Source organism: Psychrobacter sp. DAB_AL32B, assembly GCF_002224105.1.
Taxonomy (GTDB): domain Bacteria; phylum Pseudomonadota; class Gammaproteobacteria; order Pseudomonadales; family Moraxellaceae; genus Psychrobacter.
In genome coordinates this window covers 1-9,999 of the sequence record NZ_NEXU01000128.1, presented here as the reverse complement: position 1 = coordinate 9,999, position 9,999 = coordinate 1, and the positions used below count along the sequence as shown (strand labels likewise).

The following is a 9,999-nucleotide window of genomic DNA, read 5'->3' as shown; positions in this document are numbered from 1 at the left end:
CATGCGCTTTACCAACAAGCATTAGCAAAGTCTTCTAAGGTATTTTTTCAAAATAACGATGACTTAAATTTATTAAAAAAACTAAATATAGTTCAGCCAATCATTCCCACAGTAGTGGTGAACGGCTCAGGGGTGGATTTAAATGACTTCAATGTATTTCCATTACCTAGGAATGAGTCAGGTGGCGTCAAGCCTTCCTTTTTGTTGATTGCTAGACTGCTCAAAGATAAAGGTATAGTGGAATATGTCGAAGCATCCAAACAGATAAAGAGAGAATATTCTGATGCCGAATTTCATCTAGTAGGCTCGATAGATGAAAACCCAGCAGCCATTGAACAAGCACAATTAGATCAATGGATAGCAGATGGCGACATCATCTATTGGGGTCAGCTTAAAGATGTTCGCCCTGCCATAGCGTCCAGTTCAGTCTATGTATTGCCGTCTTATCGCGAGGGCACATCACGCTCTGTGTTAGAGGCCATGTCAATGGGACGAGCTATTATTACGACGGATGCTCCTGGGTGTAGGGAGCCGGTGACCAATGGTATAAATGGTTATCTAGTTCCCGTCCAAGCCGTTAATGAGTTAATAGATGCCATGCGTCAGTTCATAGAGCATCCCAATCTTTATGAACAAATGGGATTGGCTTCTAGAGGTATTGCGGTAGATAAGTATGACGTTAGAAAGGTAAACGCTCATATGATAGCGGAGATGGGCTTAGAGTAAGTTTTGATATCTAAACGAACTTAAGAAGTAACATTTTAAGAAATACAAAGTCTAATTATTTTTATCTTAGCAACTACTTTGTCTTATATATTCGTTTATAAGAATTTATATATTTATAATAAAGCATATATAAGTGTATTACGGGTCTGGGTATATCGTGAACTGCTTTACATAGGAGATTTAAAAATGCTTAAGAGAGTATTCGATGTCACTATTGCTCTAATAGCCTTATTTTTACTGTTGCCTATTTATATTTTGGTGGCATACAAAGTGAGGAAGAACTTTGGAGCCCCAGCGTTATTTCGTCAATCTCGGTCTGGCCTTGACGGAAAGACATTTGAGATTATTAAATTTCGGACAATGAGCGATGATAAAGATTCTGAAGGTAATCTTTTGCCTGATGAGGCTCGTCTTACAGATTTTGGTAAGCAACTTCGGGCCAGTAGTCTCGATGAACTACCTCAGCTATGGAATGTGCTTAAAGGAGAAATGAGTATAGTAGGTCCGCGTCCTCAGCTTATGGAATATCTGCCACTATATAATACCGAGCAGTTTCGGAGGCACTTAGTTCAACCAGGCGTCACTGGTTACGCTCAAATCAATGGTCGTAATAGCATCAGTTGGGAAAAACGTTTCAAGCTTGATATTTGGTATGTTGATAATCGATCGATGTGGTTAGATGTTCAAATATTACTTAAAACAGTGAGGCTAGTTATTACTATGCACGGTATTTGTGCAGAAGGAGAAGCTACAATGAGTCGATTTACGGGTAATAGGCAACAAAGTTATAAAGTTATCAACGCTAGAGTTAAAAGAAGCCTGTTAAGCTGTCGATGTCTTAATAGACACTTTTCAGAGCGTGATACCAATATTTAGTTTGGTATTAAAAAATAAGATGTATAAGTACTAGGGCGTGTCCTCAATTCATTTTGCGACGAATAATGGTGCAGGCCAAGTAAAGCATAGACTTAAAATTGCGAGCCAACTTCTCGTAGCGAGTGGCTATACTACGGAAATGTTTGAGTCTCGCAAACATATTTTCTACTAAATGCCGTAACTTGTATACATAACTATCAAATTCTGGATTAGACTGTTTGGCGTTCGCTCTTTTAGGAATGACAGGTGTCATGCCATGAATGCGAGCTTTGTCTCTGATGGCCTCTGAGTCATAGCCTTTATCAGCAATAAAGTAGTCGGCTTGACCTATGAGCTCAATCAATTCACCTGCAACTTGACTGTCGTGAACCTCACCCCCAGTGATTTTAAAATCGAGCGGATATCCATCGGCATCACAGGATAGGTGTATCTTTGTAGTTGCTCCGCCACGGCTTTGTCCAATTGCTCGATCTTCACCAAGCCGAGCTCCACTTGCATGTTGGTGACAGCGTATATAACTTCCATCGGTAAATACCCATTCCGTATCAATTTCTGCTCAAAGGCTAAAAAAATTTCTCCCACAAACCCGTCTTTGACCAGCGATTAAAACGGTCGTAAGCGTTCTTCCATGGGCATAGTTCTTTAGGTATGTCTCGCCAAGGAGCACCTGTACGGAGCTTCCAAAGAATGGCTTCCATCACGTCGCGGTTCTTATCTTTTTGATAGCAACCATGTTGTGCCATAGTCACTTGTAGCTGTTCCCAGAGATTATCGGTTAATGCTTGTCTGGCCATCTTTCCTGAAGACCTATCGATCGCTAAAATATAGACCTTATTTTAGCGCCTATATATACTTTTTCCAATTAGGGACACGCCCTAATGTCTTTAAATTATTGCCTTTTAATAGGCTGCTAGGATTTTTTATCGTAGACAGGTACAATATCAGTCTCAATTAACGGTCAAAAAGAATTGACCAAGCATAAGACAGGCATGCAAAAATATTGCAGGCACTGTCTTTCTTTTTTTATCGCACCCTCGATTGGAGTTCATATGTCTATTGCGTCAACTGCCCAAGGATCTGCTACCGTTTTGGACGGTAAAGCACTTGCTAAACAAATAGAACAGCAACTGAGTACGCGTGTAGACGCTATTAAAGCTAAGACAGGACGTACACCAAGCCTAGCGACGATATTGGTCGGTGGCGATCCTGCTTCTGCGACTTATGTACGGATGAAAGGCAATGCTTGTAAGCGCGTCGGTATGGATTCTATACGGGTTGAGATGCCAAGTGTGACGACTACTGAAGAGCTTATGGCTAAGATAGACGAGCTCAACAGCAATCCAGACGTCCATGGTATTTTGCTACAGCATCCAGTACCTGAGCACATCGATGAGCGTGCTTGCTTTGAGCAGATTGACTTGGCAAAAGACGTCGATGGGGTGACCTGTCTTGGCTTTGGTCGTATGGCGATGCAGCAGTCCGCTTATGGTTCGTGCACCCCGCAGGGTATCATGCATTTACTAGAACATCATAATATTGAGCTCGCTGGTAAAGAGGCAGTAGTTGTAGGTCGCAGTGCCATCTTGGGTAAACCAATGGCGATGATGCTATTAAATGCCAACTGTACCGTGACGATCTGCCATTCAAGAACGCAAGACTTAGAATCTCATATTAAGCGTGCTGATATCGTCGTTGGCGCAGTAGGTGTACCTGAGTTGATCAAAGCTGATTGGATTAAAACTGGTGCTGTGGTTATCGATGCCGGCTTCCATCCAACCGATAATGGCGGCGTTGGTGATATCGAATTGCAAGGCGTAGAAAATATCGCCAGTGCTTATACCCCAGTACCAGGTGGCGTCGGTCCAATGACCATCAATACCCTTATCCGCCAAACCGTTGATGCTGCTGAAAAATCAGCTGGTTTAGACGGTAGCGTAAGCAGCTGATGAAACCACTATCAGAGCAGCGGTCTGAGCAGGAAATTAGTAGAGAAAAAGATGCCAATATACTGAAACCAAATATGGGCATGCATGAACGTCTACAATATATCGGCAGAGAGTTTGTCGATATTTGCCATTACATTATATTATTCTTAATCAGTGTAGTAGTAGTTTGGACAGCCGGTAAAGAGTTTTTTATTATATTCCAAAAAGGCTCGGCAGATTTAAAAGATATCTTATTACTCTTTATTTATCTTGAGCTGCTGGCGATGATTGGTATTTATTTTAAAACCCATCGTTTACCGGTACAGTTTTTAATATTTATCGCGATTACAGCCTTGTCACGACATTTAGTGGTCGATGTACAAGCCGTGTCGGATAACTTTCATCTGTGGTTATTGGCAACGATTTCTTTTGCCATTATGGTACTCAGCGCTTCCATTGTCATACTGACGTGGACAGCTAAAATGTTTGGGCGACCAGAAGATTATTTGGACGATCATCAAGTTCCTAGTACTGAGCATCATCTGCCTAGCGTGGATAGTAAGTAGTATCGCGAATGATTGTTTTTATTAACATCATATAAAGTGATGGGTATATATCAATCATTTACTCAAAAAAAGGGTTGCCCAATGGGTAACCCTTTTTTTGTTGTATACTTTAACTTATAACCAGCCTAAGCGCTTAAAGTTAAAGTATAAATAACTACATAGCGAGCCGATAACCAGCATGATGACAAGATAAGAATATTGCCAATGTAACTCGGGCATAAAGTCAAAGTTCATCCCATAGATTCCGGCAATCGCCGTCGGCACTGCTAAGATACCTGCCCAAGCGGCAAGTTTACGAACCACTTCGTTCTGTCCCATATTAACCATCGCAAGATAGGTATTCATTACCACGCTCAGCATCTCATTAAGCCCGTTGATGGCATCTAAAGAATGTAATAAATGATCATTGACGTCACGGAAGTAGGGTTTTGCAGCGTGCGAAAATGGTGAGACTAGATCGCTTTTTTGATGATTAATAAAGAAGCTACAGATATCTTGCACCGGTAAAATAACCGCGCGCATATGTACCAACTGTGATTTTAATTCATACAAATTTCTAAGCGTTTCTTTATTAAATTCGTAAGTAAAAATATTACGCTCTTGCTCACGTAGATAGCTACCTAAGCGGTCAGTTACGGGCATATAGTTATCGACGATAAAGTCAATCACAGCGTGCAAGACAAAAATAGGCCCCATACGTAGTTTTTCAGGGCGGCGATTACAGTGCTCGCGTACCGGCGCATAGGAGTTCGAAGGGCCATTACGAATGGTAATCAGATAGTTCTTACCCATAAATATTGCTGTGGTACCGTAGCGTATGACATTGTCTTCAAGTTTAGCAGTACGCAATACCACAAATATCGTATCATTATCATAGCTTTCAACTTTGGCGCGTTGATGATCAGCAAAGGCATCTTCGATTGAGAGCTCGTGCAAATCAAAGGCTTCCTTTACCTCAGAAATCGTTTGTAGGCTAGGCTCATAAAGACCCAGCCAAATAAACTGACCGCTATTGCTCAAGGCGCGACTGACATCCCTGAGCGCTATTTTGTTTAGCTGCTCACCAGTTTTACGTGAATAAGCATAACAATTGACCACTTCATTAGCACTTAACGGCTCAATATCTTCATAGCGCTCAGAGTCTGGATCATAGACGGTCATCGTCTCAATGGTGTCTTCGACCGTCGCATCCGCATCGCCATAGATATAGCTATCATAATTGTCTAAATAGGCATGCTCATCTCTGATAGTGGCGTCAATAAGACGGACATTAGACTCAGGTGTGATACGCGTTGTTGTTTTGACAATCAAGTCGTCATCTTGGTTCATACCCTCTCCTTTAGCCTAAGTAGAGAAATAAATATAAAAAACAACTTATGTAACTGATGTAAATTACAGCGCAAAGCGTTTTAACGTATCAATATCTACTAGGTCTAGCAAACTCTCGTGACAGGCTTCGAGCTTTATTTGTGGCGCCATATCCAAGTCTAATGCTTCAACCCAACGTAGCGCACAGACACACCAGTAATCACCAGGTTGTAAGCCTGCAAAACCATATTCAGGTAGGGGCGTGATAAGATCATTGCCGCGACTGGCTGAAAAGTTTAAAAATTCACTGGTCATCTTGACGCAAACCGTATGTTGACCGACGTCATGGTTGCCGGTATGACAAAAGCCATTGCGATAATAGCCCGTAAGTGGGTCAAAACAACAGCTGGCTAGGGCAGTGCCGAGGACATTGGTTTGATTAATGGCTGGATTTGGATGATAATCAGAGGACATAATACTTCCACAATAAAAATATATGCTAGTGTAACATGAGTCGACTTCGAAGGCGTTATTCAACCACATACCGCAATCTCTTAGCCCTAAGAAAAGGGTTGATTCTAAAAGATAAATTTATTCCAGTAGCACTGTATTTTCTTTTAAAGCATATGGACTATACTGAGATAAAACGATTACCTAAGTAACGTTTTTATAGAATCCGAGAATGAATTAGATGACGATTGTGGTTAATTGTCACTAGGCGAAGCTTGGCTGCTATGCTAAACTAAAGCATAAAGTGCCTTGATTATTTATCATAATTTTTGAGCACATAAAGATAGACATCTTATCATCCTAACTTATACTAATTACTCACCTTTTTGCGGTTACCTAGTTTGCTTATAAATAATTGGGTCAGTGATGTTGCGCGTTAAAAATAAAAAATGCCTATCATCCCTGCAATTGTAAATATAACCTTTAAGTACCGCATCAGTACCGCGTTTTTTGGTAAGCGATACGCCAAACAAGGATTTATTGTGTCTGCCAGTTCTGATTCTGCAAAACCTGCCCTGTCAAACCCTACAAAGCAAGCGGCTACTCAGCCTGCTGATAATAACGCTGTATCTAATCGATTACCCTATCTAAGTAGCTTTGCTAGCGAAGTTGCTAACAGCTGGTTGCTGCCTGATGGGGTGGTCGATGTGTTGTTTGAGGATGCGCATAAGCAAGAAGTACTTAGGTATCAATTGACACTGCAGCTCATTACGCATGGTTATCAGTTAGTTTGTCCGCCAATGATTGAGTTTACCGAGTCTTTATTGAGCGGTGCTTCAGAAGACTTAAAGCGTCAAACGTTTAAGATTATCGATCAATTGACCGGTCGATTGATGGGCATACGCGCTGATATTACGCCGCAGATTTTGCGTATTGATGCGCATCATGGTGGCGACGGTATCGCGCGTTATTGCTACGCAGGCGATGTGATTCATACCTTGCCGTCAGGACTTTTTGGCTCACGCACACCGCTACAATTAGGCGCTGAGATATTTGGCTGTGCGTCACTGACTGCCGATATCGAGCTGATAGATGTATTGTTTAGCATGATAAATAGCTTGGATATGAGCGCTGCACTGCACGTCGATTTGGGTCATGTAGCTATATTTAAGCGTTTAGCGGAATTAGCGGAATTGTCTAATAGTGACACTGAGCAATTGATGCATCTTTATGCCAATAAAAACCTACCTGAGCTTAAGCGGCTTTGCCAAGAATTACCGATGGGTAATGACTTTTATGCTTTAGCACGCTTTGGTCATGATATCGTAAACTTATTAGCGAAACTGTCAGATAACGCTCAGCAAGATATCGAAATTGTAACCGCTATCGATGAGTTACAACGTCTAAAAACACATTTGCAAGAACATTGGCAGTGTCCGGTGAGCATCGATGTCACAGAGCTGTCAGGCTATCACTATCATACCGGCATTGTGTTCAATGGCTATATCAATAGCGAGACCCAGCCGCTGGTACGTGGCGGGCGTTTCGATGGTATGAAAAGCGGCAATCAATTAGCTAGTAATCAGCCGCGTGAAGCCACAGGCTTTAGTATGGATGTCAGCCGTTTGCTTGCTCATACTCAGCTTGAGGCGCCAACCGTCGTGCTGGTCGACTATAATGCATTAAGTAGCTTGGACAACGAACAGATGCAGCTGCTATTACAACAAGTGGCAAGCTTGCGTCAACAAGGCTATCGCGTCACTATGCCATTAAGTGCAGAAGATATGCCAGTAGGGTTGACCCATCGCTTAAGTCTTATAGGTAACCAATGGCAGCTAGAAGCGGTTTAAGCCTAGAAGTTGTTTGAATCTAGAAACTATTTAAATCTAGAAGCTTTTAAAATAAAAATCATTCAGTTATTAAGTCTTTAAGAAACATACAGCTGAAAAAGTATCATTTTTTAGCATTACTTTAGTTTTGATATGTTATTTTTAAACTATTATTGCACACACCTCAATACATAAAGGTAAGGATTAATCATGGGTAAGAATGTCGTAGTTTTAGGTAGCCAATGGGGCGATGAAGGTAAGGGTAAGATCGTTGATTTGCTTACTGAAAAAGCCTCAGCAGTCGCTCGTTTTCAAGGCGGTCATAACGCTGGCCACACCTTAGTTGTCGATGGCAAAACCACCGTCTTACATTTGATTCCATCAGGTATCTTACGTGAAGGCGTGACTTGCTTTATCGGTAATGGCGTAGTGCTCGCACCAGATGCTTTGCTAAAAGAGATGAAAGGTCTAGAAGATAATGGCGTGCCGGTTCGTGAGCGTCTACGCATTTCACCTAACTGCCCACTTATCATGCCATATCATGTGGCGCTCGACCAAGCGCGTGAAGCCAAGCGCGGTAGCGGTAAAATCGGTACGACTGGTCGTGGTATTGGACCTGCTTATGAGGACAAAGTTGCCCGCCGTGCGATTAAGCTTGCTGACCTGTTCCGTGACGATTTAGAAGAAAAGCTGCATAACTTAATCGAATATCATAACTTCCAACTGACTCAATATTATAAAGTTGAAGCGATTGATTTTGATGAGACGCTTAAGCTTTGTAAAGAGTGGAAAGAAGCAATCAGAGGCATGGTTACGGATGTAACCGAAGAGCTTGACCAATTGCGTCGTGCTGGTAAGAACCTGATGTTTGAAGGTGCACAAGGTACGCTACTTGATATTGACCACGGTACTTATCCGTTTGTGACCAGCTCAAGCGTGACTGCTGGTGGCGTGTCTACTGGTACGGGTATTGGTCCGTTATATCTTGATTATGTCTTAGGTATCACCAAAGCTTATACCACGCGTGTGGGTAGCGGTCCGTTCCCAACGGAGTTGTTTGATGATGTTGGTGCGCATTTAGCCAAAGTTGGTCATGAATTTGGTGCAACGACTGGTCGTGCCCGTCGCTGCGGTTGGTTTGACGCCGCCGCTCTACGTCGTGCAGTGGTATTAAACTCACTAACCGGTATTTGCTTGACCAAGCTTGACGTCTTAGATGGTTTAGAAGAGCTACTTATTGGTGTTGGCTATGATCTACCAGAAACTGAATGCGCTGGTGCGCATGATGCTGAGTTCTACGAATCAGTAACGCCACAGTACGAAACGCTTGCAGGCTGGAGTGAATCTACCGTTGGTATTACCAATTATGATGACTTACCAGAAAACGCCAAAAAATATATCAAACGTATTGAAGCATTGATCGATTGTCCTATTGATATTATCTCAACCGGTCCTGACCGCGAAGAGACTATCGTCCTACGCGATCCGTATGATGCATAATTTGTTTACGACATCGCCAAAATAGCTTGTTGTGGTTAAATAAAAAATCCCAGTGCTCAGCATTGGGATTTTTTATGTCATTTTTTTGATAAATCGCTACCAGACACTATTAACTCTTTAATTACACTAAATGAAGGTAAGCTATACTAAAAAAGGCTAAGATAAAGCTTAATAGTGTTATTTTTCTTAAAAGCTATTATGTGTCTTTTAAAAAATGCTATGTGGTGAAAAGGATTTTACCAACGTCCAAACGATAAGGGAGAAACAGTATGACAATCAACATCATAACCAATAGAGCTACTAAAAAAAATACCCATGAAGCCAATAATGTTATCCAGCAGTTTATTCGTAATTTATCATTAGTACTGCTAGCTTCCGCTGCCTTTATGTTACCCACGCTATCTTGGGGTACACAAAACTGCGATAAACCTATTAATGACTTTGACGGCTTATATTGCTTAACCAAAGTATATCTAGAAGCAGATAAAGAGCTTAATAACTCATATGAAAAGCTTACTAAACGCTTAAATGCCAAACAAAAAACCACGTTAAAGCGTGGACAACTTGCTTGGATGCGTGAGCGCAATGATCGATGTAGTTATAATGATGAAGATGGTTTTTATGTCAACATGAACTGTGCTACTCGAACAACCACTGAGCGTGTGAACTTCTTAAATGAGCGTGTGCGTGAATGTGCCGCTGGCAGTTGTCGCGACAGTCGTTTGGGAGAGTAACGATAGAGTAGCTGTATTATAAAGCTGCTGGTTAGCGGTTAAGCTTTCTCAGATTTCATATTTGATCAAAATCCCTAATGCTATA

The 9,999-nt window shown here is 41.7% G+C and carries 9 protein-coding genes and 1 pseudogene; 7 read left to right on the top strand and 3 right to left on the bottom strand.

Annotated features, from left to right (window positions below):
• On the top strand, window positions 1–726 hold a 726-nt coding region (locus tag CAN34_RS13505), incomplete at its 5' end, for a glycosyltransferase family 4 protein (RefSeq protein ID WP_133063026.1).
• 186 nt (window positions 727–912) lie between these two features.
• Window positions 913–1,602, top strand: a complete 690-nt coding sequence (locus tag CAN34_RS13500; protein ID WP_089556082.1) for a sugar transferase — start codon at window positions 913–915, stop codon at window positions 1,600–1,602.
• Between the two features lie 43 nt (window positions 1,603–1,645).
• Here the strand turns inward: CAN34_RS13500 and CAN34_RS13495 are convergent.
• Window positions 1,646–2,396 (bottom strand): annotated as a pseudogene (locus CAN34_RS13495) (IS5 family transposase).
• A gap of 255 nt (window positions 2,397–2,651) precedes the next feature.
• Here CAN34_RS13495 and folD point away from each other — a divergent pair.
• Together folD and CAN34_RS13485 are read left to right on the top strand one after the other, a co-directional pair.
• Window positions 2,652–3,548: a bifunctional methylenetetrahydrofolate dehydrogenase/methenyltetrahydrofolate cyclohydrolase FolD gene (gene folD, locus CAN34_RS13490; RefSeq protein ID WP_089556081.1), complete on the top strand. Its 897-nt coding sequence runs from the start codon at window positions 2,652–2,654 to the stop codon at window positions 3,546–3,548.
• Window positions 3,548–4,093 (top strand): phosphate-starvation-inducible protein PsiE, encoded by a 546-nt coding sequence (locus CAN34_RS13485; RefSeq protein ID WP_254423195.1) that lies wholly within the window; start codon window positions 3,548–3,550, stop codon window positions 4,091–4,093. The genes folD and CAN34_RS13485 overlap by 1 nt, the downstream gene beginning before the upstream one ends.
• 114 nt (window positions 4,094–4,207) lie before the next feature.
• Here CAN34_RS13485 and corA read toward each other — a convergent pair whose 3' ends face one another.
• Window positions 4,208–5,422, bottom strand: a complete 1,215-nt coding sequence (gene corA, locus CAN34_RS13480; RefSeq protein ID WP_089556080.1) for a magnesium/cobalt transporter CorA — start codon at window positions 5,420–5,422, stop codon at window positions 4,208–4,210.
• Between the two features lie 63 nt (window positions 5,423–5,485).
• Complete coding sequence (locus tag CAN34_RS13475) at window positions 5,486–5,875, bottom strand: DUF2237 family protein (RefSeq protein WP_089556079.1); 390 nt, start codon at window positions 5,873–5,875, stop codon at window positions 5,486–5,488.
• Window positions 5,876–6,393: 518 nt separating this feature from the next.
• On the opposite strand from CAN34_RS13475, the gene CAN34_RS13470 reads away from it, so the two are divergent.
• From CAN34_RS13470 to CAN34_RS13460, 3 genes are all read left to right on the top strand, one after another.
• The gene (locus CAN34_RS13470) at window positions 6,394–7,701 is read left to right on the top strand and encodes an ATP phosphoribosyltransferase regulatory subunit (protein WP_089556078.1); all 1,308 of its coding nucleotides are present in this window, start codon (window positions 6,394–6,396) and stop codon (window positions 7,699–7,701) included.
• A gap of 189 nt (window positions 7,702–7,890) precedes the next feature.
• Window positions 7,891–9,180 carry an adenylosuccinate synthase gene (locus CAN34_RS13465; protein WP_079691132.1) on the top strand — a complete coding sequence of 430 codons (1,290 nt, stop codon included), beginning with the start codon at window positions 7,891–7,893 and terminating at the stop codon, window positions 9,178–9,180.
• A 269-nt stretch (window positions 9,181–9,449) separates the two neighbouring features.
• Complete coding sequence (locus CAN34_RS13460) at window positions 9,450–9,914, top strand: lysozyme inhibitor LprI family protein (protein WP_089556077.1); 465 nt, start codon at window positions 9,450–9,452, stop codon at window positions 9,912–9,914.
• The last annotated feature ends 85 nt before the right edge of the window (window positions 9,915–9,999 follow it).

Bases quoted from the DNA above. Each gene is read 5' to 3' on its own strand.
- CAN34_RS13500 (WP_089556082.1), top strand. From the start codon at position 913: ATGCTTAAGAGAGTATTCGATGTCACTATTGCTCTAATAGCCTTATTT.
- folD (WP_089556081.1), top strand. From the start codon at position 2,652: ATGTCTATTGCGTCAACTGCCCAAGGATCTGCTACCGTTTTGGACGGT.
- CAN34_RS13485 (WP_254423195.1), top strand. From the start codon at position 3,548: ATGAAACCACTATCAGAGCAGCGGTCTGAGCAGGAAATTAGTAGAGAA.
- corA (WP_089556080.1), bottom strand. From the start codon at position 5,422: ATGAACCAAGATGACGACTTGATTGTCAAAACAACAACGCGTATCACA.
- CAN34_RS13475 (WP_089556079.1), bottom strand. From the start codon at position 5,875: ATGTCCTCTGATTATCATCCAAATCCAGCCATTAATCAAACCAATGTC.
- CAN34_RS13465 (WP_079691132.1), top strand. From the start codon at position 7,891: ATGGGTAAGAATGTCGTAGTTTTAGGTAGCCAATGGGGCGATGAAGGT.
- CAN34_RS13460 (WP_089556077.1), top strand. From the start codon at position 9,450: ATGACAATCAACATCATAACCAATAGAGCTACTAAAAAAAATACCCAT.